General features: G+C 70.8%; 20 protein-coding genes and 1 pseudogene. 11 read left to right on the forward strand and 10 right to left on the reverse strand.

The window, feature by feature from the left end; translation table 11 throughout:
- Positions 1–16 precede the first annotated feature (16 nt).
- Positions 17–1,987 carry a DUF1996 domain-containing protein gene (locus tag ACKTSN_RS44970; protein WP_409474334.1) on the forward strand — a complete coding sequence of 657 codons (1,971 nt, stop codon included), beginning with the start codon at positions 17–19 and terminating at the stop codon, positions 1,985–1,987.
- A 91-nt stretch (positions 1,988–2,078) separates the two neighbouring features.
- On the opposite strand, the gene ACKTSN_RS44975 is transcribed toward ACKTSN_RS44970, so the two are convergent.
- Entirely contained in the window at positions 2,079–2,588 is a 510-nt protein-coding gene (locus ACKTSN_RS44975; protein WP_409474335.1) for a molybdenum cofactor biosysynthesis protein, read from the reverse strand.
- 10 nt (positions 2,589–2,598) lie between these two features.
- Entirely contained in the window at positions 2,599–3,324 is a 726-nt protein-coding gene (locus tag ACKTSN_RS44980) for a TetR/AcrR family transcriptional regulator (protein WP_409474336.1), read from the reverse strand.
- Positions 3,325–3,482: 158 nt separating this feature from the next.
- Between ACKTSN_RS44980 and ACKTSN_RS44985 the strand changes: the two genes are divergently transcribed.
- A complete protein-coding gene (locus ACKTSN_RS44985) occupies positions 3,483–4,718 on the forward strand; it encodes a saccharopine dehydrogenase family protein (RefSeq protein WP_409474337.1) in 1,236 nt (411 codons plus the stop codon).
- 116 nt (positions 4,719–4,834) lie between these two features.
- A complete protein-coding gene (pgm, locus tag ACKTSN_RS44990; protein WP_409474338.1) occupies positions 4,835–6,475 on the forward strand; it encodes a phosphoglucomutase (alpha-D-glucose-1,6-bisphosphate-dependent) in 1,641 nt (546 codons plus the stop codon).
- 26 nt (positions 6,476–6,501) lie between these two features.
- Here the strand turns inward: pgm and ACKTSN_RS44995 are convergent, their stop codons facing one another.
- Entirely contained in the window at positions 6,502–7,230 is a 729-nt protein-coding gene (locus ACKTSN_RS44995) for a type 1 glutamine amidotransferase (RefSeq protein ID WP_409474339.1), read from the reverse strand.
- Between the two features lie 52 nt (positions 7,231–7,282).
- Positions 7,283–7,945 carry a DUF5701 family protein gene (locus ACKTSN_RS45000; RefSeq protein ID WP_409474340.1) on the reverse strand — a complete coding sequence of 221 codons (663 nt, stop codon included), beginning with the start codon at positions 7,943–7,945 and terminating at the stop codon, positions 7,283–7,285.
- Positions 7,946–8,055: 110 nt separating this feature from the next.
- Between ACKTSN_RS45000 and ACKTSN_RS45005 the strand changes: the two genes are divergently transcribed.
- Positions 8,056–8,718: a TetR/AcrR family transcriptional regulator gene (locus ACKTSN_RS45005; protein WP_409474341.1), complete on the forward strand. Its 663-nt coding sequence runs from the start codon at positions 8,056–8,058 to the stop codon at positions 8,716–8,718.
- A 24-nt stretch (positions 8,719–8,742) separates the two neighbouring features.
- Here ACKTSN_RS45005 and ACKTSN_RS45010 read toward each other — a convergent pair whose 3' ends face one another.
- On the reverse strand, positions 8,743–9,087 hold the full coding sequence (locus tag ACKTSN_RS45010) for a hypothetical protein (protein ID WP_409474342.1): 345 nt from the start codon (positions 9,085–9,087) through the stop codon (positions 8,743–8,745).
- A 36-nt stretch (positions 9,088–9,123) separates the two neighbouring features.
- On the reverse strand, positions 9,124–10,050 hold the full coding sequence (locus tag ACKTSN_RS45015) for a UTP--glucose-1-phosphate uridylyltransferase (RefSeq protein WP_409474343.1): 927 nt from the start codon (positions 10,048–10,050) through the stop codon (positions 9,124–9,126).
- 113 nt (positions 10,051–10,163) lie between these two features.
- Here ACKTSN_RS45015 and ACKTSN_RS45020 point away from each other — a divergent pair, with 113 nt between their 5' ends.
- The 5 genes and pseudogenes from ACKTSN_RS45020 (at position 10,164) to ACKTSN_RS45040 (ending at position 16,399) form a co-directional block, all read left to right on the forward strand.
- On the forward strand, positions 10,164–10,859 hold the full coding sequence (locus ACKTSN_RS45020) for a hypothetical protein (RefSeq protein WP_409474344.1): 696 nt from the start codon (positions 10,164–10,166) through the stop codon (positions 10,857–10,859).
- 37 nt (positions 10,860–10,896) lie between these two features.
- Positions 10,897–11,687 (forward strand): annotated as a pseudogene (locus ACKTSN_RS45025) (SAM-dependent methyltransferase).
- A 95-nt stretch (positions 11,688–11,782) separates the two neighbouring features.
- Positions 11,783–12,157 carry a hypothetical protein gene (locus ACKTSN_RS45030; RefSeq protein WP_409474345.1) on the forward strand — a complete coding sequence of 125 codons (375 nt, stop codon included), beginning with the start codon at positions 11,783–11,785 and terminating at the stop codon, positions 12,155–12,157.
- Between the two features lie 151 nt (positions 12,158–12,308).
- Positions 12,309–15,683 (forward strand): pyruvate carboxylase, encoded by a 3,375-nt coding sequence (locus ACKTSN_RS45035; protein WP_409474346.1) that lies wholly within the window; start codon positions 12,309–12,311, stop codon positions 15,681–15,683.
- Positions 15,684–15,730: 47 nt separating this feature from the next.
- Complete coding sequence (locus ACKTSN_RS45040) at positions 15,731–16,399, forward strand: class I SAM-dependent methyltransferase (protein ID WP_409474347.1); 669 nt, start codon at positions 15,731–15,733, stop codon at positions 16,397–16,399.
- Here ACKTSN_RS45040 and ACKTSN_RS45045 read toward each other — a convergent pair.
- On the reverse strand, positions 16,396–18,462 hold the full coding sequence (locus tag ACKTSN_RS45045) for a SpoIIE family protein phosphatase (RefSeq protein WP_409474348.1): 2,067 nt from the start codon (positions 18,460–18,462) through the stop codon (positions 16,396–16,398). The genes ACKTSN_RS45040 and ACKTSN_RS45045 overlap by 4 nt on opposite strands.
- A gap of 208 nt (positions 18,463–18,670) precedes the next feature.
- Here ACKTSN_RS45045 and ACKTSN_RS45050 point away from each other — a divergent pair, with 208 nt between their 5' ends.
- Both ACKTSN_RS45050 and ACKTSN_RS45055 read left to right on the forward strand, forming a co-directional pair.
- A complete protein-coding gene (locus tag ACKTSN_RS45050; RefSeq protein WP_409474349.1) occupies positions 18,671–21,133 on the forward strand; it encodes a SpoIIE family protein phosphatase in 2,463 nt (820 codons plus the stop codon).
- Between the two features lie 139 nt (positions 21,134–21,272).
- Positions 21,273–22,022, forward strand: a complete 750-nt coding sequence (locus ACKTSN_RS45055) for a class E sortase (RefSeq protein ID WP_409474350.1) — start codon at positions 21,273–21,275, stop codon at positions 22,020–22,022.
- Between the two features lie 59 nt (positions 22,023–22,081).
- Here the strand turns inward: ACKTSN_RS45055 and ACKTSN_RS45060 are convergent, their stop codons facing one another.
- The 3 genes from ACKTSN_RS45060 to ACKTSN_RS45070 form a co-directional block, all read right to left on the reverse strand.
- Positions 22,082–22,927, reverse strand: a complete 846-nt coding sequence (locus tag ACKTSN_RS45060) for a GNAT family N-acetyltransferase (protein WP_409474351.1) — start codon at positions 22,925–22,927, stop codon at positions 22,082–22,084.
- 134 nt (positions 22,928–23,061) lie between these two features.
- The gene (locus ACKTSN_RS45065) at positions 23,062–23,391 is read right to left on the reverse strand and encodes an antibiotic biosynthesis monooxygenase family protein (protein ID WP_409474352.1); all 330 of its coding nucleotides are present in this window, start codon (positions 23,389–23,391) and stop codon (positions 23,062–23,064) included.
- Positions 23,392–23,447: 56 nt separating this feature from the next.
- On the reverse strand, positions 23,448–23,900 hold the full coding sequence (locus ACKTSN_RS45070; RefSeq protein WP_409474353.1) for a YbhB/YbcL family Raf kinase inhibitor-like protein: 453 nt from the start codon (positions 23,898–23,900) through the stop codon (positions 23,448–23,450).
- Between the last annotated feature and the right edge of the window lie 41 nt (positions 23,901–23,941).

The raw sequence follows: 23,941 nt of genomic DNA on the forward strand, positions 1-23,941 counted from the left end.
GGGCGGTGGGGGACTGGTGGTGGCGAATGTCTACGCCTCCGCCACCGACGGCGGTTCGGGGGGTGCGAACAGCACGCTCGCGAACGAAGCCGGGGCCGGGACGGCCACCACCATCGACTGCCCGGACGTGGGCGAGAAGCTGACCGAGGTTCCGGACGACGCGCGAGCGGACGTGGACAAGGGACTCGCCCTGCTGGACCAGCAGGTGACGGAGGCCTACCAGCAGCTCCAGCAGTCGGCGGGCGCCGCGCAGGACGGCGACTTCGACGCGGACGCGATCATGACGCCGCTGCAGGAGCAGCGGACCGGGACGATCGAGCGCATCGCCGCCGCCATCGACCGGACGGGCGAGCGTCCGCAGGGTCTGGAAGACCTCGCGGCCTGCACGCTGCGACCCGCGGGCGACGAGGGCGGTGACGGCGCCGACGCCGGTCAGGGCGAGAACGGCGGCTCCCAGGACGACGAGAACCAGCCAGGCGAAGGCCAGACCGGAAACGGCGGTCAGGCCGGTAACGGGCCCGTCGCCGCGGACTACGCGGACATCACCACCGTGCAGCCGAACGTCCAGAAACCGCCCCAGCAGGCGAAGGCGTCCCGCGGCAGCTTCACCACCAGCTGCGGCGTCAACGAACAGGGCCTGTTCAACTCCGACAACGTGATCGTCGCCCCCGGCGTCACCAACGGAGCCCACCACTTCCACGACTACGTCGGTAACCAGGCCAACGACGCCTTCGCCAGCGACCAGGACCTCGCGAACGCCGAGACGAGCTGCGAGAACCCCGGCGACAAGTCGTCGTACTACTGGCCGGTGCTGCGCCTTCAGAACGGCACCGTGGAGCAGGACGCCGAGGCCCCCGGCGGTGGAATCGAGGGCAACGCCGGTGAGATCGTCACGCCCGCACAGGTCACGCTGACGTTCGTGGGCAGCCCGGTCGGCGAGGTCACGGCCATGCCGCGACTGCTGCGCATCATCACCGGCGACGCCAAGGCGTTCGTCAACGGAACCACCAACGCCAACGCCTCCTGGAGCTGCACCGGTTTCGAGGACCGGCAGCTCAAGGACAAGTACCCGCTGTGCCCGTCCGGCAGTGACGTGGTGCGCACCTTCAAGTTCCAGAGCTGCTGGGACGGCCGGAACATCGACAGCGCCAACCACCGCACCCACGTGGCCTTCGCCGACGCCGCCGGTCAGTGCCCCGCCGGATTCCGGGCGATACCGCAGCTGGTGCAGCGCATCGTGTACGACGTCGACGCGCCGAGCCTGAACGACGGAGGCCGGACGACCCCGCTGTTCGCCGTGGACTCCTTCCCGGAGCAACTGCACAAGCCGGTCACGGACCACGGTGACTTCATCAACGTCTTCGACGAAGACCTGATGGGCGAGATGGTCGACTGCATCAACGGCGGCCGGCAGTGCGATTCGGGCGATGCGGAGCCGGGCTCCGGGGCCGACCCCGACGAGGGAGCGGGGGAGCAGCCCACGGCGACTCCGGAGGAACCCCAGGACGGTAACCCCGGGGAACAGCCCGATGAGGGCAATGGCGAGGAGCAGCCGGGCGACGACGGTGCGGACAAGCCCGGCGACGACGGCGCCGAACAGCCCGACGACGGCGCGGACCAGCCCGGCGACAAGGGCAACGAGCCGTCTGCCGAGCCCTCGAACGGCGCGGGCGGCGCAGACCCGGCGCCCTCCGCTCCCACGGAAACCGCCCCCGCCAGTGGCGCACCCAACGTCTACGCCTCGCCCTCGGCCACCTCACGACCGTCCGACACCGGGGCGCAGGACGACTCGGACGCTGCCGCCGCCGAAGTGCCGCAGGAGGAGGAATCCGGCAGCGACCCCTCAGCCTCCGGACAGACCGAGCCGCAGGCCGTCCAGGGCGGACTCGCCGACACCGGTGCGCGCCTGTGGCCCGCGGCGGCCGGCGCCGTCCTTCTGATCGCCGGATTCGTCCTGCTGCGTCGCACCGCGCGCCGCTCCCTGTGACGCCCCCGACCGTCGGCCGCCCGCTCAGCGGGCGGCCGACGGTCGGGGGAGGGGCGTGCGCCCCGGCGCCGTTGAAACCCTCGCCGACCCGCTACTGACCGGCGTGCGGCTCGGCGACGACACGGAACGTCGCCTCCCCGACGGCAAGAACTCCGTCGGTCAGCGGTGTGGACCGCACACCGCCCTTGCCGCGCAGGGCGCGCTGCGCGCCCGGGCCGATGGTGACGTCCATCCACGCGCAGGGCCGGGCCGGACGGTTCAGGGTGAACGTCACGGGGCCCGCACCGCAGTCGAGAGTGATCGTCGAGCCGATGAGGGAGTCGACGTCGACGCCTCGCAGCAGGATGTTCCGGCGTGTCTGCAGAAGGCCGATGGACGGGTTGATGTCGAAAGGGAGGTGCTCGACGGCCATGATGGTCACCGCCGCGTCGCGATGGACCCGCTGCCCGAAGTAGCGGTCGCCGACCAGACCGAGGTCGGCGCGCACCTCCGCTCGATGCCGCAGCTCGTCTGCGGACCCGGCCGACGGCCCGTCCGCGGGACGCCCCGCGAAACGGTGCGCGGGCGACACCAGCAGCTGCACCACCTCGACCTTGGTCATGAGGGCCAGCCTAAGCCGCCCGTCCGGGTGACGGCTCGCCACCGCCGAGACGGGCTGCCGCGCTGTCGATCAGCATGTCGAGCGCCGCAGGGTAGGCACTGACGTTCATCTCGGCGACGAGATGGCCGGCGGCTGCGGCGATCCGAGGGTGGGTGGACTCGGGCAGCCTGGCATAGGTGGCCTGCCACACCGCCTCGTCGGCCTCCCGGGCCGCTGCCGGCAGCGCGAGCGCCGCCGCGTCGAGCGCCGCGAAGGCCAGGGCCTGGTCGATGAAGCAGTGGTAGATCCGTACCGCTTCGGCGACCGGGAAACCGGCACGGTGCAGCACATCGAGCACGGTCTCGTCGGCCGCGATCTCGTGGGCGCGTCCCGAGACCCGGCTGGCGGTGAGCACCGCCGCCTGGGGATGGGCAAGGTACGAGCGGTGGATGCGCAGTCCCAGCGTGCGCAGGTCGGTCTGCCAGTCCCCGGTCGCCGTCCAGCCGTCGAAAGCGCGTCCGATGAGTTCGTCGCCGACAGCCAGGACAAGGTCGTCCATGCCGCGGAAGTATCGGTACAGGGTGCTGGGGTCGGCGCCGAGGGCCAGCCCGAGGCGGCGCACCGTGAGTCCCTGGCTGCCGTGCTCGCGCAGCATACGCAGCGCGGTGAGCACGATGTGGCGCTCGGAGAGCACGGCGCCCTGCTTGGTGGGCCGTCTGCGCCGTCGTTCGCTCTCCGTCACGACCCGTTTGGGCATCGCGCATTCCTCCACGGTTGGGGCACGGTTGGGGCGTGGTCGGGCCGTTGCGGGGACCTTATGCCAACGCCATTGACCAAGACAACGCCCGTGGCGTTCGATCGGCGGCGACAGGGCGAACGCGTCGTTCACCCTCTTTCACGATGAAAGGACCTGCTATGCGCATCCTCTTGGTCGGTGCGGGCGGAGTGGGCACGGCCATCACCCGGATCGCGGCCCGCCGGGACTTCTTCGAGCGGATGGTCGTCGCCGACTACGACCTCGCGCGTGCCGAGGCAGCCGTGGCCACCGCGGCCGCCGACGGTGACCAGCGCTTCGCCGCCACCTGCGTCGACGCCTCCGACGAGGGCGCGGTGGCCCGGCTTCTGGCGGCCGAGCGGTGCGACGTCCTGCTGAACGCGACCGACCCCCGGTTCGTGATGCCGCTGTTCCGCGCCGCGCACACGGCCCACGCGCACTACCTGGACATGGCGATGTCCCTGTCCCGGCCGCATCCGGACCTGCCGTACGAACAGACCGGGACGAAGCTCGGCGACGAGCAGTTCGCCGTGGACGACCAGTGGCGTCGCACCGGGCGGCTGGCCCTTGTGGGCATGGGCGTAGAGCCGGGCCTGTCGGACGTCTTCGCCCGGTACGCGGCCGACGAACTCTTCGACACGATCGAGGAGATCGGTGTCCGTGACGGCGCGAACCTGACGGTCGACGGGCACGACTTCGCCCCGTCGTTCAGCATCTGGACGACGATCGAGGAGTGCCTGAACCCGCCGGTCGTCTATGAAGCGGACCGTGGCTGGTTCACGACCGCACCCTTCAGTGAGCCCGAGGTCTTCGACTTCCCCGAAGGCATCGGTCCGGTGGAGTGCGTGAACGTCGAGCACGAGGAGGTCCTGCTGATCCCGCGCTGGGTGAAGGCCGACCGGGTCACGTTCAAGTACGGGCTGGGCGCGGAGTTCATCACGGCGCTCCGCGTCCTGCACCAGATCGGTCTCGACCGTACCGACCCCGTGACGGTCACCGCGAAGGACGGCACTCGGGTCGAGGTGTCCCCGCGCGACGTGGTGGCGGCCTGCCTGCCCGACCCGGCCGGGCTCGGCGACCGGATGCACGGCAAGACGTGTGCCGGCACCTGGGTCAGGGGCACCCGCGAGGGACGACCGCGCGAGATCTACCTGTACCACGTGGTGGACAACGCCTGGTCGATGCAGGAGTACGGCTGTCAGGCGGTCGTGTGGCAGACGGCCGTCAACCCCGTGGTCGCGCTGGAACTGATCGCGAACGGCAGGTGGTCGGGCGCGGGCGTGCTCGGCCCGGAGGCCTTCGCACCCCGGCCGTTCCTCGACCTCCTGACGGCGTACGGATCTCCGTGGGGTATCCGCGAGCAGCAGAGCGTGTGAGGACACCCGCGACGGCCAACCGCCTTGAATGGCACGTGACGCACTCGCGTCCGCGCCCCGTGACAAGGAAAGATGAGGAGGCAAGCCAAGGACCGAGCAATGTGAGGAGCGGGCATATGCAGCACGAGCGAGCGGGCAGGCCGGCCGATCCCGAGGACCTCGTCGATGTCGCCCGGCTGGTCACCGCGTACTACGCGCTGCACCCCGACCCGGGCGAGCCGGGCCAGCGCGTCGCCTTCGGCACGTCCGGACACCGCGGTTCGTCACTGGCGAGTGCGTTCAACGAGGACCACATCGCCGCGACCAGCCAGGCCATCTGCGAGTACCGCGCCGGCCAGGGCACCGACGGCCCCCTCTTCCTGGGCGCCGACACCCATGCCCTGTCGGAGCCCGCGAGGGTCACCGCCCTGGAGGTGTTCGCCGCCAACGACGTGACGGTGCTCATCGACAGCGCGGACGGCTACACGCCCACTCCCGCCGTGTCGCACGCCATTCTCACCCACAATCGTGGCCGCACCTCGGGCCTCGCGGACGGGGTGGTGGTCACCCCCTCGCACAACCCGCCCGCCGACGGCGGCTTCAAGTACAACCCGCCGAGCGGCGGCCCGGCAGCCTCGGACGCGACCTCCTGGATCCAGGACCGGGCCAACCAGATCATCGCGGGCGGCCTCAAGGACGTACGGCGCCTTCCGTACGCCCGGGCGCTCGCCGCACCCGGCACCGGCCGGTACGACTTCCTGGGGACCTACGTCACCGACCTCCCGAGCGTGCTGGACCTGGACGCCGTCCGCGCGGCCGGCGTGCGCATCGGCGCCGACCCGCTCGGTGGGGCGTCCGTCGCCTACTGGGGGCGCATCGCCGAACAGCACCGGCTCGACCTGACCGTGGTCAACCCGCTCACCGACCCCACCTGGCGCTTCATGACGCTGGACTGGGACGGCAAGATCCGCATGGACTGCTCGTCGCCCTACGCCATGGCCTCGCTCATCGACCGGCGCGACCGCTTCCGGATCGCCACGGGCAACGACGCCGACGCCGACCGGCACGGCATCGTCACCCCGGACGCGGGCCTGATGAACCCCAACCACTACCTCGCCGCCGCCATCGCCTACCTCTACGCCCACCGTGACCAGTGGCCGGCCGGTGCGGGCATCGGCAAGACCCTGGTGTCGTCCGCGATGATCGACCGGGTCGCCGCCGATCTGGGCCGTCAACTGGTCGAGGTTCCCGTGGGGTTCAAGTGGTTCGTGGACGGGCTGGTCGACGGCTCGCTCGGGTTCGGCGGTGAGGAGTCGGCCGGTGCGTCCTTCCTGCGCCGGGACGGCTCCGTGTGGACCACCGACAAGGACGGCATCATCCTCGCGCTGCTCGCATCCGAGATCACCGCGGTCACCGACAGGACCCCGTCCGAGCACTACGCGGGGATGACCGCGCGCTTCGGTGTACCCGCGTACGCGCGCATCGACGCCCCTGCCTCCCGCGAGGAGAAGGCCCTGCTCGCCAAGCTGTCGCCCGCTCAGGTCAGCGCGGACACCCTGGCCGGCGAGGCGGTCACCGCGGTGCTCACCGACGCTCCCGGCAACGGTGCGCCCATCGGCGGCATCAAGGTGACCACCGCCAACGCATGGTTCGCGGCGCGTCCTTCGGGAACCGAGGACGTCTACAAGATCTACGCGGAGTCGTTCCTCGGACCCGACCACCTGCGTCAGGTGCAGGAGGAGGCCAAGTCCGTGGTCCTGGCGGCACTGGGCGGCTGACGCGGCAGTCGGGATCCGTGTACCGCTCAGGTACGCGCACGGACAACGGCGGCGAAGTTGGCCGTCAGGCGCCGGGCGGCCCGAGCCGAGTCCGCCTCCGCTGTCGCCGCGCGGGCGCGCAGCATCTCCAGGTCGAGCCCGGCGTCGGCGAGGGCCGCCTCGTCCCACCCCGCGAGGCGGCCCGCACCGACCTCGGGATGGAACTGCACACCCCAGGCGCGCTCACCGACCCGGAACGCCTGCACCGGGCACTGCTCGTTCTCGGCCAGATGAACAGCCCCGGGTGGCAGTGCGGTCACCTGGTCGCGGTGGTTCTGGATTGCCGGGAACCTCGGAGGCATCCCGGCCAGGAGCGGATCGTGCTCGGCCTCGGAGCGCAGCACGATCGTGCACGATCCCCGCTCGGGCCGACCGTACTCGCCCGTCACCTCGCCGCCCGTCGCCACGGCCAGCACCTGGGCGCCGAGACAGATGCCGAGCAAGGGCACGCCATTGCCGGCGCATTGACGTGCGAGAGCCCGCTCGGCGGGCAACCAGGGAGCGTGCATGTCGGCGTCGGGCAGGAAACCGCCGCCGAGCAGCACCACAGCGTCGAAGCCCGCCGAAGTGGCCGGCACTGCCGGGCCGGACACCTCGTCGACGGTCAGCCCCTCCGCGTGCAGCCACGCCCGCAGTCGGCCGGGACCACTGCGTTCCGCGTTGCGCACCATCAGCACCCTGCGGGCGTCCCGGTCGGTGTTCGCTGCTTCACTCACAAGGCCCACACCATCAAGAGCCGGTGCCGGGACGCAAGCCTGCCGGTGGTGGTCAGATGTCGCCGGCGACCCGGGAACCGGCCGAGGCCATGCCCAGCCAGGTGTGCGGGTTTCCCTCCCAGCACCAGCCGAGTTTCGGCGCCTTCTGGCTGATCCAGATCGCCGGGACCCTGCGGTCGCCGCATCGTGAACCACCGAGGGAGAAGCACTTGTTCTTGACCAGTACCTGCGGGAAGTGGGTGACGAGAGCGATGCCCTCCTCGATGGTGAGCAGTGTGCGACCCCGCTCGGCGATGACCTTCATCGCGTCGTTGGGTACGGCGCCGCAGAACTCCTCGCCGCGTTCGATGTCGAACAGCAGATAGGCGTCCGGGTGGGGTGGTCCGGCCTCCTCGGTGGCGACGAACCGCTCCAGGGAGCCGGGCTCGAAGGAGCGGTCGACGAAGCCGGGCGTGCGCCCGCGGTGCAGCGTCGTGCGCGGCATCGTCTCCTCGACCGGCGCCACGTTCCGGGTGACGACGAGCACGAAGGGCACGCGGCCGCTCTCCGGTTCGTAGGGGCCGGCGGGAGCCGTCGCGGCGCGGGCGCGCAGCGGGGCGACCAGCGCGCCGAACTGGTCCGGGTCGAGTCCGGACAGCGCCGGATACCCGAGCTCGATGAGGGTGCGGACCTGACGGTCGAACTCGGCTTCACCGTCGAAGGCAGTGTCGGTCAAGGCGGCCCCTTTCGGAGGCGAGTACGACGGAAAACTTACAACGGACGTAAACTTACGCGTGGGGCGCGCAGGGTGTCAACGTAAAAATACAACAGGGGTAAGATTCCGCCATGGGTATCGAGTCGAGCACCACGACCGCCGCCTCCGCGGCGGCCATCGGCCTGCGCGAGGCCAAGAAGCGCGAGACGCGGCAGCTGATCTCCGACCGGGCGACCGAGCTCTTCATCGCGCAGGGCTTCGAGCGGACCACCATCGCCGAGATCGCCGACGCCGCCCGCGTCGCCAAGAAGACCGTGACGAACTACTTTCCCCACAAGGAAGACCTGGCCTTCGACCACCAGGACGAGTTCGTGGCCGGTCTGGCACGTACCGTGGCCGCCCGCGAACCCGGCGAATCCGCCCTCGCGGCACTGCGCAGCTCGTTCCTGTCAGCGGTCATGGCACACGACCCGGTCGCCGGCTTCGCGGGCCCGGAGTTCACCCGCATGATCGCGGAGAGCCCCACCCTCACCACCTGCCTGCGCGGCCTGCACGATCGGCGTGAGGACGCCCTGGCCGCCGCCCTCGCCGAAGCCACCGGCGCGGACCCCGGCGACATCACCCCACGCACGGCCGCGTCCCTGCTCGGCGGCGTCCACCGCGTCCTGTTCGGCCGTATCCAGGAACTCACCCTCGCCGGGCACACCAACTCCGAGATCGCCTCCGTCCTCTTGCCGGAGGCCATGGAGGCGTTCACCCTCCTCGAACCGGCTCTGTCCGACTACGCCCGATGAACGCGCGGGGTCGCCGCCGACCGCTCAGCCCTCCGTGTCGGAAAACCTCTCCGCGAGGTCGCGATGCCTGTCCGCGGCCGTTTTCGCCTGGGCAGGGCTGATGGCCGATCCGGGCATGCGGCCCAAACGCTCGGCGTTCTCCGCGAAGCGCAGGTGCTCGAGCCGTGCGTGCTCACGGCAGGCCAGACAGGTGACGCGATCCGGACGCGGAGAGGTCATCGCATACGGCACCCGCAGCCCGCACCCCGTAGTGACATGGCTCGGCAGATCACCGGCCAGCCCGAACGTGGACGCCATCAGGTTGCGGACAGCCGCATCGCCCTGCACCACCTTCAACTCCACGTGCACGTGCGGATCGAACCCGCCCATCTGTCCTCCCTCCCGGCGACTGAAACGACCGGCAGGTCAGTTGCCGGTGTCGTCGGCGGTGCCCGGGCGGGCGGCGTCGAGTTCGTCGACCAGACCGCGCAGCAGGGGGCCGTACTCGGGGTGGGCGAGGGCGAAGGCCATCTGGGCGACGAGATAGTCGGCCGGGTTGCCCGTGTCGTACCAACGGCCCTGGATGACCTGCCCGTACACCGCGCGGGTGGAGGCGTAGGCGTTGATGGCGTCGGTGAGATAGATCTCGCCGGTCCGGTGCTCGTACCAGCGGCGGGTCTGCTCGCGCAGCTCGTCGACGATGCCCGGGGTGATCACGTAGCCGCCGATGGCCGCGTACGGGGACGGCGCATCCTGCGGTTTCGGCTTCTCGACCAGGCCGGTGATGCGCAGCTGGCCGTCGCCGAGGTCCTCCTTGACGATGGGCACGCCGTAGCGCTGGGAGTGGGCGGGGTCCATCGGCAGCAGGGCCAGTACCGGGCAGCCGGTCTGCTCGTAGGCGCGGATCAGCTGCTGGGCGCGGGGGACCTCGGCCACGAACACGTCGTCGGGCCACAGCACCAGCACGGGCTCGTCGCCGAAGGAGCGGGCGGCGTTCAGCACCGGCGTGCCGTTGCCGTACGGGCCGTACTGGTCGAGGTAGGTGATGTGCCCCTTGCGGGCCAGCTCCGCGACCTCCTCCACTGCGTCCGCGTACGCCGTCTTGCCGTCCTTGCGCAACTGGGTGACGAGGGCGGGGTTGGGACGGAAGTGGTCCTGAATGAGGCTCTTGCCGCCGGAGACGACGATGGTGATGTCGGTGATGCCGGAGTCCACCAGTTCGCGCACGGTGTGCTCGATGACCGGCTTGTCGCCGACCGGAAGCATCTCCTTCGGTGTCGCCTTGGTCAGGGGCAGGAGACGGGAGCCGAGCCCGGCGGCGGGGATCACGGCCCTGCGGATCGTCGGGGACATGGAATCTCCCTCGGTCGAACGGCACACCGCACCGGCCGGCACGGCACATGCCGACGCTACCAATGCCCGCTTCCGCTCTTGTTCGGGCACATGCCTGTGCTGGACTGTGATCCATGGACGCCCGGGTGGTCGGAGTCGATGTCGGTTCGGTGTCGCTGGGCAGGTTCGCCTGGGCCGCCGTCGACGCACCGTTGCCGGCGCTTGTCGGACAGGGAACCGACCCGGAAGCAGCGGTCCGTGCCCTGACCGCCGCCCTCGTGTCCGGCCGGCCTGCGGCGCTGGCACTGGAGGCACCCATGTCCGTACCGGTTCCGGACGCCGACCGGGCCGACGCATGGCAGGCGCTGGGCCGGGCCCGCGGCGGTGAGGGGAATCGGCCCTGGTCGGCAGGGGCCGGCGCGGGGGTCCTCGCCACCGGCCTGGCCCAGGCCGCGTGGATGCTGGCGAGGCTGGCACTCCTCGCTCCCGGCACGGCGGTGACCACCCAGCCCGACCGGTGGGCGGCCGCGCACGAGCCGCGGCTGCTCCTCGCCGAGGCGCTGGTGTCGGGCGCCGGCAAACCCGTGCCCAGTGCCGCCGGACCGCACGCGGCCGACGCGGAGGCGGCGGCCCGCGCCCTGGCCGAGCGCCTCCAGGCCTCCGCTGCCCCCGAGTCCGACGTGCGGTGCGCCCCGCACCATCCGTTCAACCTGCTCGCCTCCGCGGCGATGTGGGCGGGCCTGGACCTCAGCAGGGACGAGCTCCACCTGGACGTCCTCGTCGTCCGCGCCCGACCCGTACCCCTCCGGCCCGACGCCTCCCGTGGGTAGGTTGGGGTGGATGGCAGCTTCAACTCGGGGAGTATCCATGCCACTTGACGCCTCGCCCAGCAACAGCAGCGTGCCCCACTCGGCGCGCATCTGGAACTACTGGCTCGGCGGCAAGGACTACTACGAGACAGACCGACAGGTCGGCGACCAGATATGCGCGGCCAACCCGGCCATCATCGACATCGCCCGCGCGCAACGGGCGTTCCTGGTGCGCGCCGTCCAGTACCTCGTCGGTGAGGCCGGCATCCGACAGTTCCTGGACGTCGGCACCGGCCTGCCGACCGCCGACAACACGCATGAGGTCGCCCAGCGGCTCGCCCCCGAGACGCGGATCGTCTACGTGGACCACGACCCGATCGTGCTGGCCCACGCGGAGGCCTGCTCACCAGCACGCGCGAAGGCGCCACGCACTACATCGACGCCGATCTGCGCAATCCCGACGTCATCCTGGAACACGCCGCCAGAACAATCGACTTCACCCAGCCGGTGGCCCTGATGCTGCTGGGGATCACCGCCCACGTCACGGACGACTCCGTCTACGGTCTCGTCGGCCGTCTGATGGACGCCCTGCCGTCCGGGAGCCACCTCGTGCTGTGCGACGACACCGAGGTGATCAATCCCCGGCAGATGCGGGAGATGATCGAGCAGTGGAACGAGGCGAGCGACAACCCCCGGATCAACCGCAGCCCGCAGGAGCTCGCCCGGTTCTTCGAGGGCCTCGAACTGCTGGAGCCCGGCGTGGTCTCGGTGTCCCGCTGGCGCGGTGCGACGGGCGCCGACCTGCCCGCCGAGGTGGACGACTTCGGCGGCGTGGCACGCAAGCCGTAGCGCGACCGGTACGCCCGGAGCGTGCGGAGGCCGCACAAGCGCTGAATCGTGGGAAAATCGACAGCAGTCACCACGGTGTGGGTGGAAGGAAGCCGGTGGACCTGGACGCTGTCGCCGACGAGCTGTACGGGCTGCGGCCGGAGGACTTCGTCGCCGCCCGCGACGCCCGCGCGGCGGCAGTCCGGAAGGCCGGCGACCGCGCCCTGGCGGAGAAGATCGCCGGGCTGCGCCGCCCCAGCCTGTCGGCGTGGGCGAGCAATCTCCTGGTCCGTGAGCAGCCCGGCGAGGTGGAGCCGCTGCTCCGGCTCGGGGAGGGGCTGCGCCGGGCACACCAGGAGCTGGACGGTGCGCAGCTGCGCGAGCTGAGCCGCCGGCAGCGTTTTCTGATCAGCGCGCTGTCCCGGCAGGCCGGACGCCGAGCCGAAGCAGCCGCCGGCCAGGTCGAACGGCTCACCTCACAGCACCGGTGACCGACGCGTCGCACGCTACGCCGGACCGAGAGCGCAGCGGCACGCCGGCAGCGAAGGCGTCGCCGCACGCGGAGTGGCCCGGCTCACATGGCGCGGCGGAGGCGTCGCCGACACCATAGAGCGCGTCACCGGCAGGCTGAAGGGATCACGCATGTTCCGCAAGGTGCTGGTCGCGAATCGCGGTGAGATCGCGATTCGTGCGTTCCGTGCCGGCTATGAGCTGGGTGCGAGAACCGTCGCCGTCTTCCCGCACGAGGACCGCAACTCGCTGCATCGGCTGAAGGCCGACGAGGCGTACGAGATCGGTGAGCCGGGGCATCCGGTGCGGGCCTATCTCTCCGTCGAGGAGATCGTGCGTGCGGCACGCCAGGCGGGAGCGGACGCCGTGTACCCGGGCTACGGGTTCCTGTCGGAGAACCCGGACCTGGCGCGGGCCTGCGAGGAGGCCGGCATCACCTTCGTCGGCCCGACCGCGGCGACCCTCGAACTGACCGGGAACAAGGCACGCGCGGTGGCCGCCGCACGCGAGGCCGGCGTACCGGTGCTGGGCTCCTCGGCGCCCTCCACCGACGTGGACGAACTGGTCCGGGCCGCCGAGGGCATCGGCTTCCCGGTGTTCGTCAAGGCGGTCGCCGGGGGAGGCGGGCGCGGCATGCGGCGCGTCGAGGACCCCGCCCTGCTGCGCGAGTCCATCGAGGCGGCGGCGCGTGAGGCGGCGTCCGCGTTCGGCGACCCGACCGTCTTCCTGGAGAAGGCCGTCGTCGATCCGCGCCACATCGAGGTACAGATCCTCGCCGACGGGGACGGCAACGTCATCCACCTGTTCGAGCGCGACTGCTCGGTGCAGCGCCGCCACCAGAAGGTGATCGAGCTGGCGCCCGCGCCGAACCTCGACCCCGCGCTGCGCGAGCGGATCTGCGCCGACGCCGTGACGTTCGCCCGGCAGATCGGCTACCGCAACGCCGGCACCGTGGAGTTCCTGCTCGACCCCGACGGGAACCACGTCTTCATCGAGATGAACCCGCGCATTCAGGTCGAGCACACGGTGACCGAGGAGGTCACCGACGTCGACCTCGTGCAGGCACAGCTGCGGATCGCCGCCGGTGAGACGCTGGCCGACCTCGGCCTCGCGCAGGAGACCGTCACCCTGCGGGGTGCCGCACTGCAGTGCCGTATCACCACCGAGGACCCGGCCAACGGCTTCCGCCCCGACACCGGCCGGATCAGCGCCTACCGCTCGCCCGGCGGCGCGGGCATCCGGCTGGACGGCGGCACCACCCACGCCGGTACGGAGATCAGCGCGCACTTCGACTCCATGCTGGTCAAACTCACCTGCCGGGCCCGGGACTTCAACGCGGCGATCGGGCGTGCCCGGCGTGCCGTGGCCGAGTTCCGCATCCGCGGTGTGGCCACGAACATCCCGTTCCTGCAGGCCGTGCTGGACGACCCGGACTTCCGGGCCGGACAGGTCACCACCTCGTTCATCGAGCAGCGGCCGCACCTGCTCACCGCACGCCACTCCGCCGACCGCGGCACGAAGCTGCTCACCTACCTCGCCGACGTCACGGTGAACAAGCCCCACGGCGAGCGGCCCGAGGTGATCGACCCGGCCACCAAGTTGCCGCCCCTGCCCGGGATCGAACCTCCGGCAGGGACGCGGCAGCGGCTCGTCGAGCTCGGTCCGGAAGGTTTCGCCGGGTGGCTGCGCACCTCGCCGACGATCGGCGTCACCGACACCACCTTCCGCGACGCCCACCAGTCGCTGCTGGCCACCCGGGTCCGTACCAAGGACATGCTCGCCGTGGCCCCGGTGGTGGCCCGCACCCTGCCGCAGCTGCTGTCCCTGGAGTGCTGGGGCGGCGCCACCTACGACGTCGCGTTGCGCTTCCTCGCCGAGGACCCGTGGGAGCGGCTGGCCGCACTGCGCGAGGCCGTGCCGAACATCTGCCTGCAGATGCTGCTGCGCGGCCGCAACACCGTCGGCTACACGCCGTACCCGACCGAGGTGACCGACGCCTTCGTGCAGGAGGCCGCGACCACCGGCGTCGACATCTTCCGCATCTTCGACGCCCTCAACGACGTCGAGCAGATGCGGCCCGCCATCGACGCGGTCCGGGAGACCGGAACGGCCGTCGCAGAGGTCGCCCTGTGCTACACCTCCGACCTGTCCGACCCGTCCGAGCGGCTGTACACGCTGGACTACTACCTCCGCCTGGCCGAGCAGATCGTGGCCGCCGGCGCCCACGTCCTGGCCGTCAAGGACATGGCGGGCCTGCTGCGCGCCCCCGCCGCCGCGACCCTCGTGTCGGCCCTGCGCCGGGAGTTCGACCTGCCGGTTCACCTCCACACCCACGACACCGCGGGCGGCCAGCTCGCCACCTACCTCGCGGCGATCCAGGCGGGCGCGGACGCGGTGGACGGCGCGGTGGCGTCCATGGCGGGCACCACCTCGCAGCCGTCGCTGTCGGCGCTGGTGGCCGCGACCGACCACTCCGAGCGGCCCACCGGACTGGACCTGCAGGCCGTCGGCGACCTGGAACCGTACTGGGAGAGCGTCCGCAAGATCTACGCACCGTTCGAGGCGGGCCTGGCCTCGCCGACCGGGCGCGTCTACCACCACGAGATCCCCGGTGGCCAGCTCTCCAACCTGCGCACCCAGGCGATCGCGCTGGGCCTCGGCGACCGCTTCGAGGAGATCGAGGCGATGTACGCCGCCGCCGACCGGATGCTGGGCCGGCTGGTGAAGGTCACCCCCTCGTCGAAGGTGGTCGGGGACCTCGCGCTCCATCTGGTGGGCGCCGGGGTGTCGCCGGAGGACTTCGAGGCGGCACCGAACAGGTTCGACATCCCCGACTCCGTCATCGGCTTCCTGCGCGGCGAGTTGGGCAACCCGCCCGGCGGATGGCCGGAGCCGTTCCGCACCAGAGCGCTGGAGGGCCGCCCCGACCCCAGGCCCGCGCAGGACCTGTCCGCGGACGACCGTACGGGGCTGGCGAAGGACCGGCGGGCGACACTCAACCGGCTGCTGTTCCCCGGGCCGACGCGCGAGTACGAGACACACCGTCAGACGTACGGCGACACCAGCGTGCTCGACAGCAAGCACTTCTTCTACGGGCTGCGGCCCGGCAAGGAGTACGCCGTCGACCTCGAACCCGGCGTGCGCCTCCTGATAGAGCTGGAGGCCGTGGGCGAAGCGGACGAACGCGGCATGCGCACCGTGATGTCCAACCTGAACGGCCAGTTGCGACCGATCCAGGTACGCGATGCCGCGGTGGCCGCCGACATCCCGGCGACCGAGAAGGCCGACCGTGCCAACCCCGGCCATGTGGCCGCGCCGTTCGCCGGAGTGGTGACGCTCGCGGTCGCCGAGGGCGACGAGGTGGCGGCCGGTGCCACGGTGGCGACCATCGAGGCGATGAAGATGGAGGCCGCGATCACCGCGACGAAGTCCGGCAGGGTGGCCAGGCTGGCCATCAACCGGATCCAGCAGGTGGAGGGCGGCGACCTCCTCGTGGAGATCGTGTGAGGCGGCTGTCGGGCGGTGCCGGCCGCAGTGAGGCGAAGGGGAATGCCATGATGGAGGAGGAGCAGGACCTCGCCGAGGGTCAGCGCCGGCACTGGCAGGACACCTATGCCGCGCACCCGGGGATGTACGGCGGGCAGCCCTCCGCACCGGCCGTCCACGCCGCCTCGGTCTTCCGTGCGGCTGGGGCGCAGAACGTGCTGGAACTCGGTGCCGGGCACGGCCGCGACGCCCTGTACTTCGTCCGCGAAGGCTTCACCGTCCGGGCCACCGACTTCAGCGCCACCGGCCTGCAGCAGCTGCGGGACGCCGCCCGTGCCCAGCAGGTGGCCGAGCGCATCACCACCGCGGAGCACGACGTACGCGATCCACTGCCGCTGCCGGACGCCTCCGTGGACGCGGTCTTCGCGCACATGCTGCTGTGCATGGCTCTGTCCACCAAGGAGATCCACGCTCTGGTCGATGAGATCCGGCGCGTCCTGCGGCCGGGCGGCGTCTTCGTCTACACCGTGCGGCACACCGGCGACGCGCATTACAGTGCCGGCATCGCGCACGGTGATGACATCTACGAGCACGGCGGTTTCGCCGTGCACTTCTTCCCCCGCGAACTGGTCGACGCCCTCGCGCACGGCTGGACGCTCGACGAGGTCCACTCCTTCGAGGAAGGCGATCTGCCCCGCCGCCTGTGGCGTGTGACCCAGACTCTGCCCCGTACCTAAAGAGCCCGCGCGACGAGAAGGGCGACGTCGTCGTGGTCGTCGGGGTGGCGCAGGCCGTACAGCAGGAGGTCGCAGATCTCCTCGAGGGGCCGGTCGGGTTCGTCGAGGAAGTCGAGGAGGACGTTCAGTCGGTCGTCGATCGCGTGGTGCCGGGTCTCGACGAGGCCGTCGGTGTAGAGGACCAGCAGGTCGCCGGGGCCGAGGTCGGCCGTGGTGGTCTCGAACGGGACGCCGCCGACGCCGAGCGGGGCTCCGGACGGCAACTTCAGCAGCGAGGGGGCCTGGCCGGGGCGGGACAGCGCGGGCGGCATGTGTCCCGCGTTGGCGATGCGGCACTGCCTCGTGTGGGGGTCGTACACGGCGTAGAGGCAGGTGACGATGTAGTGCTCCAGCTCGCAGGTGATTTTGTCCAGGTGCTGGAGTACGGCGCCGGGTTCGAGGTCGAGGTCCGCGTAGGCGCAGGTGGCGGTGCGCAGCCGGCCCATGGTGGCGGCGGCGTCGATGCCGTTGCCCATGACGTCGCCGACGACCAGGGCGGTCTTGTCGTCCTCCAGGGGGATGACGTCGTACCAGTCGCCGCCCACTTCGCTGGTGGCCTGGGCGGGCTGGTAGCGGGAGGCGAGTTCCAGACCGGTGTGGTGCGGCGGGTGGTCGGGCAGCAGGCTGCGCTGGAGGGTGAGGGCGGTGTTGCGCACGCTCTGGAACCAGCGGGCGTTGTCGATGGCGACGGCGGCGCGGCTGGCCAGCTCACAGGCCAGGACGACGTCGTCCTCGTCGAACGGCAGCGGATTGCGGGTGCGCTTGAGGTCGAGGGCGCCGAGCACCTCGCCATGGGCGATCAACGGCGCGGCGAGGTAGGAATGGACGCCGGCGCGGGCCAGGAGCGTGGTGGCCTCGGCGTCGCGGGCGATGCGCGGTAGATCCTGTTCGCCGACGTGGCGCACCAGGACCGGCCGGCCGGTGTGGACGCACAAGGTGACCAGGCGGTCACCGTCGTAGGCGATGAGGTCACCGGGAGGGTCGGCGGCGCCCAGCGCCACGGTGGGATGAGCCGATTTCAGGGCGAGGGCACGGAAGAGCTCCGGGCCGTTGTCCGGCCTGGCCCTGCGGCGGCAGGCCAGGGCGGAGTCGAGGATCTCCACGGCAACCACGTCGGCGAGCGCGGTGCTGGCGATGTCGGCCAGTTCGCGGGCGGTCTCCTCCACCTCCAGCGTGGTGCCGACGCGCGTGGAGGCGTCGGCGATGAGGGCCAGGCGTCGCCGGGCCCGGTCGGCCTCGGCGGCCACGCGGTGCCGTTCGGTGACATCGACGACCGAGGCCGCCGCGCCCAGCACCCGCCCGCCGGGGTCCTCCAGCCGGTAGAACGACAGGGACCAGGCGTGCTCGTGGTCGGGATCGCTCCGGGGGCGGCCCACGTGGTACTGGTCGAGCAGCGGGGTGCCGGTGGTGAGCACCTGACGCAGTGCGGACTCGATGGTGTCGATGTCGGGCAGGGGGAGTGTCTCCCTCAGGTGACGGCCGACGTGGTCCTCGGCGGGGATGCCGTCGATGCGTTCCAGCGCCGGATTGACCAGGAGATACCGCAGGTCCGGGTCCATGAGGGCCAGACCGATCGGAGACTGGTTGATCAGCCGCTCGCACAGGGACAGATCGGTCTCGACGCGTTGGAGCAGGCTGTGGTCGGCCGCGATGCCCAGCGCGTAGACATCTCCGACATCGTCCAGCAGCCGCATGTTGCGGAACTCCGTCAGGCGGGTGCTGCCGTCCTTGTGCCGGATGGGGAAGGAGCCGGCCCAGCTCCGACCCGTCTTCAGCACCTCTTCGAACAACTTCATCACGGACTGGAGATGCTCGGGGTGGACGAACAGTCGCGCCGCGTACTTGCCGAGAGCCTCTTCCGACGTGTAGCCGAAGAGTTCCTCGGCCTGCGGGGTCCAGAACACGATGCGCCCGTCGGCGTCGAGGACCACCGCGGCCACGCTCAGCACATCCAGCAGGCCGGTCGGCCGGGGCTGCTCGGGGCCGTACCCGTCACTGCGGGCCTGGAAGGATTCGGCTTTCATCCCTGATCCTCCTCCACCGACCGACAGGACGCGCGTACGTCTGTCGGCGTCGCCGCGCATCTGGCTCTGATACCCGGACTTCCCTGCTGCCTCCGGCCCACACGCGTCGGCGATCAGCACATCCGGAGGGCCGGTCCGGCTACCACCCTCCGGGACCGTGCACATCAGGCGGACAAGCAGGACCATAGTCATGAAGAGGATGGGACCAATGGATTCTGTGCGAAAAGGTTCCGATGTGCGCACGTCCCCAGGGCCGCGCGAGCTGTTCGACGCGTCCACCGACGCGGCCGCGGTGGTGTCCGCCGACGGCATCGTGGTCGGCTGGACCCGGGGCGCCGAAGAACTCCTCGGCTACCCGGCGCCCGAGGTGGTCGGCGGCTCCGCCGCGCGGCTGCTGGCGGTGCCCGGGGACCCGGTACGGGTGACCGGCGTCGCCGAGCGGTGCCGCACCGGAATGGGGTGGAGCGGTCTCATCCCCGTACGACACCGCGACGGCCGCCGTATCGAGGTCGACCTGCGGGTCTCGGCATCCTTCCGCATCGGCGGCGACGAGTGCTTTCTGCTCTCCGCACGGGAGCAGAAGCCGCAATGGACGATGGGCGAGTCCGTCCTCGACGGATTCCTCACCCGCTCGCCGGTCGGCATGGCGGTGATGGACACGCAGCTGCGCTACGTGTGGCTGAACGACACTCTGGAACGCTTCGGCGGTGTGCCCCGTGAGCAGCGACTCGGGCGTCGCCTGAGCGAGCTGCTGCCCGGGCTGCAGGCGGACACCCTCGAGGGACTGATGCGCAAGGTACTGGCGACCGGAGTCCCGGTGACCGACTACGAGTACGTGGGATGGAGTTGGGCCGATCCTCACCGCCAACACGCCTACTCCACGTCCTTCTTCCCTCTGGTGGACGCCGACAACTCCGTCACCGGGGTCTGTTACATGGTCCTGGACGTCACCGAGCGCTGGAACGCCCGCCAGCTGTTGTCACTGGTCAACGAAGCCGGGACCAGCATCGGCAGGACCCTTGACGTGATGCGGACGGCTCAGGAGCTGGCCGACTTCGTGGTGCCCCGCTTCGCGGACTTCGTCGTCGTCGATCTCCTGGAGCCGGTCCTCAGCACTGAGGGACACGGCGCGTGGCTGACCGATGCGGGACCGGCACCGGCGAAGCCGTTGATGCGCCGCGCCGGCATGAGTTCGGTGCGAGAGGGCTGTCCCGAGGCCGTGGCGCGGATCGGGGACCGAGTCGACTTCCTTCCCCCGCCGCACGACGTGAATCTGCTGATCAGCGGCGAGCCGATCCTCATCCCGGTCCTCGACCCGTCCGACGCCCTATGGGTTGCCGAACAGCCCGCGAGGACGGCAAGCATCCGCGAGTTCGGGCTGCACTCCCTGATCTCCGTGCCGATGCGGGCGCGGAACACCGCCCTGGGCCTCACCACGTTCGTACGGTCGCTCAATCCCGTCTCGTTCCAGCCCGACGACGTCCTGCTGGCCTGTGAGCTGGTGGCACGGGCGGCGCTGTGCGTGGACAACGCCCGCCGCTACACCCGGGAGCACACGGCAGCGGTCACCCTTCAGCGCAGCCTGCTGCCGCACGCCCTGTCGGGCGGAACAGCGCTGGACGTGGCCTTCTACTATCTGCCGGCGGACCCGACAGGTGGGGTCGGTGGCGACTGGTTCGATGTGATCCCGCTGTCCGGCGCCCGGGTGGGTCTCGTCGTCGGCGACGTGGTCGGCCACGGCATCACCGCGGCGGCGGCCATGGGCCGACTGCGCACCGCAGTGCAGACCCTCGCCGATATGGAGATGCCCCCGGACGAACTGCTGGCTCACCTGGACGACCTCGTGCTCCGGCTCAGTGAGGAGAGGACCAGCGACGAGGCGGACAACCAGAGCACGAGCGCTTTCCTCGGAGCGACCTGCCTGTACGCCGTCTACGATCCCGCCACGAGGCGCTGCACGATGGCCCGGGCCGGGCATCTGCCACCTGTCGTGGTCGCACCCGACGGGCACGTCTCCTTCCCGGAGCTGCCCGCAGGGCCTCCGCTGGGGCTGGGAGGGATGGCGTTCGAGACCACCGAGATCGAGCTCGCCGAGAACAGTTTGCTCGGTCTCTTCACCGACGGTCTCGTCGAGGGAGTCGACCGCGACATGGAACTGGGCATGTCCCGGCTCGGCGCCGTGCTCGCCCAGCCGGATCTTAACCTCGGAACGCTGTGCTCATCCGCGGTGCAGCAGCTCGTGCCCGTTTCCCAACCCGACGATGTCGCCCTCCTGCTGGCGCGCACGCATGCGCTGGGTGCCGATCAGGTCGCCTCGTGGGACGTGCCGGTGAACCCGGCCGCCGTCGCTGACGTCCGGGCCCGCGCGACCCGCCGGGTGGAAGCCTGGGGCCTGGGGGAGCTGGCCATGACGACGGAGCTCATCGTCAGTGAGCTGGTCACCAATGCGATTCGCTATGCCGCACCGCCCATACGCCTGCGACTGCTCCGCGACTCCCGCCTGACCTGCGAGGTCGCCGACGCCAGCAGCACCGCCCCACGGCTGCGGCACGCCCGCAGCATGGACGAGGGCGGCCGTGGCCTGTTTCTGGTGGCCCAGCTCGCCCATCGCTGGGGTGCTCGTTTCTCGGCCGACGGAAAGATCATCTGGGCGGAACAGGAGATTCCGTGAGCGCGGCCTCCCACCGACCAGGACGCTCGCCCTGGTCGGCCTGACGATCGCGCATTCGCAGATTCCGGCAGGGAGGGGTTTCATGGAGGAGGGATCTCCTTGTGGTTGGCAGGATCCAGCGTCTCCGGTAGGGAGTGCCATGGCCATCACGCGCGCCGTCAGCACAGCTCTTACCATCGGACTACTGCTCCTCGTGACAGCAAGTGCCGGCGCCGACACGCTCGGCACGTCTCCGCCCGTTCCCCACCCTGGGCCGGCCCGTACGTCCGCGTCACCGGCCGCGACGCCCGACACCGGCTCCTCGGCGGCCGCCCCGTCCTCTCCTTCGTCCAGTTCGCTGCCGGCCGCCGATCCGCGTTCCGACTCCGCCGCGCTGAGCATTCCTGCCATCGGTGTGAGTGACCTGGCGGTCGTTCCATACGCAGGAACCACGGACGACTGGCCCGGGACGCGCATCCAGGACCGCGGCGTTGCCGCCAGCCCCTACGGTGACCAGGGCGGCGTCGGACCTGGTGAAACGGGCAACTACCTTGTCACCGCCCACCGCCTGAGCGCCGGCGGCCCGCTGCGCGACCTGCCCGCACTCGGCCAGGGCGACACCGTACGTGTCGAGCTGGGCAGCACCGTTTTCACGTACAAGATCACCGAGACCAGGTGGACGTCCTTCCGCTCCGCGCGCTCACTCGCCGAGCAGCGCGCCGCCGTACCTGGCAGTCCCGGCGAAGTGCCCACTCAAGCCATGATCACCATATCCACGTGCGCCACCCCAGAGGACAATGCGGCGGGCAACTTCTGGCGGGACGACAAGAACAATCCCGAGCACCGCATAGACAAGATCGGCGTACTCACGTCGGTGGAGCGGTCGGCGGGCAGCGGCCCCAGTCGTTGACCAGGTTCGACAAGGGGCCGACCGAGCAGGGGGAGGCTCTCCTGCTTCCCGCGGCGAGCCTACGACCGTGCGGGCTGATTGGCGATCAGAAGCGTGGTCCCGGCCTGACGGAAGCCCAGGCGGGCGTAGATGCGGGCGACGGCATCCTCGGCGTAGGCGAGGAAGACGGTGCCCACGCCGTGGCCGCGGGCGTGGATGGCCAGGGCTGCCGTGACGGCGGCCGCCAGTCCTTGACGGCGAGCGGTGGGCAGGGTGCCAACGCCGCCGATCTCGGTGGTGCCGTGAGCGGGATGGTAGTGGCCGACGGCGAGCGGGGTGCCGTCCGGGGCGAGAGCGGCGATGAGCGTCTTGTGCCCGGCACGGATGGCGGGGCGAGTCGTTGCCACCGTGCCGTCCGCGGTCACCTTCTCGGCCACCGTCGCCAGTTCCGCGCGGCCCGCCGAGCCCACCGTGGTGCCCGCCGCGGCGAAGGCGAGGCGAGGGAGCGCGAGGGCTGCGGGCAGAGCCGGGTCGTCGGCTGTCAGCTCGCGGATCGTGACGCCGTCCGGCAGCGGCTGCGGGCGCACCGGGGCGTGCGGGTCGAGGGCCATCAGCGGGCGCTCTTGCACCGGGAGGCCGACGGCCTCGATACGGGCGCGCAGTGTCGGTGCCGCCTCGGCGAGCCACTCGAAGGCTTCCGGCACGCCGAGTTCGCGCTGCCGGGCGCGGACCCGGGCGATGTCAGCGGCGGTGACGGTCGCGGCCTGTGCGGTGGGTTGAGCGTGGCTCGGACCGCCGTAGTACGGGGTGCCTGGTTCCTTGCGCACGAACAGCCGCAGGGGGCCAAAATCCTCGGCGTCGGCGAACAGTAGTGGCACGGTGGCGTAGTACCGCTCGATACGGTCACGCAGCGAAGCAACGCTCATGCGGCGCATCCCACCACGCAGCGGCCCTGTGCCGCATCCGAGAATTACGGCAGACAGAGCCGCGGCACTGCTGTGCCGGGGGTGCCCCTTGCACAGCAGTGCCTACGTCAGCTCTGCCGCAGCAGCGGCGAGTTCTACGCGTTCTTCGGTGCTGCCTGTTGCACGACGTCGAAGGACCACAGGGTGGAGTGGCTTGCCGCGGGCTTGGGGCGTTCGCCGCTGTCCGCGTCGGCGCCCTGGTGGGCTGCCTTCATGGGTCCCTCCATCCAGGCCTGGAAGGACTCCTCGTCGCGCCACCGGGTGTACACGAGGTAGTTGTCGGTGCCTTCGACCGGCCGGAGGAGTTCGAACCATTCGAACCCGTCGGAGTTCTCCACGGCGTGGGCCCGGGCAGCGAAGCGCTTTTCCAGTGTTTCCCGCTGCTCGGCGGGAACGGTCAGTACGTTGATCTTGACTACGCTCATGGTCCTCATCCTGCCGCACGCCGGGTGACAGACGGGGAGCGGCCGGCTCGGGCCGTTCAGCGCTGGTACAGCCCCACGAGGGTGCCGCTGGCGAGCTGCCGTTTTTCGACGGTCTCGTGCACCTGGTCGGCGCTGGGCGCGTCGGGGAGAACACATGGTTCTGCCAGGGCGTAGAGCCGGAAGACGTAGTGGTGCGCGTTGTCTCCCGGCGGCGGATGCGGTCCGCCCCAGCCATGCTCGCCGTAGCCGTTGACGAGTTCGGTGCCGCCGGGCGGGTGCTGTCCGGTGTCGACGCCGTCGCTGTGGGGATCGATGCCGACGACGGCCCAGTGCACGAAGGTGCCCGACGGCGCGTCGGGGTCTTCGCACAGCAGGACCAGCTCGGACGCGTCGTCCGGCACGCCGCTCCAGGTCAGCGGAGGGGAGGCGTTGTCTCCCTCGTACGCGTAGCGGCGCGCGATGAAGCTGTGGTCAGTGAATGCGCTGCTTCTGAGGTCGATGTCAGCCATGTGGCCCGGGTAACCCCGGCCGGGGTCGGCCATGCATGTCC

Origin of the sequence: Streptomyces flavusporus, assembly GCF_046267975.1 — a bacterium.
In the GTDB taxonomy this organism is placed as follows: Bacteria; Actinomycetota; Actinomycetes; order Streptomycetales; family Streptomycetaceae; genus Streptomyces; species Streptomyces flavusporus.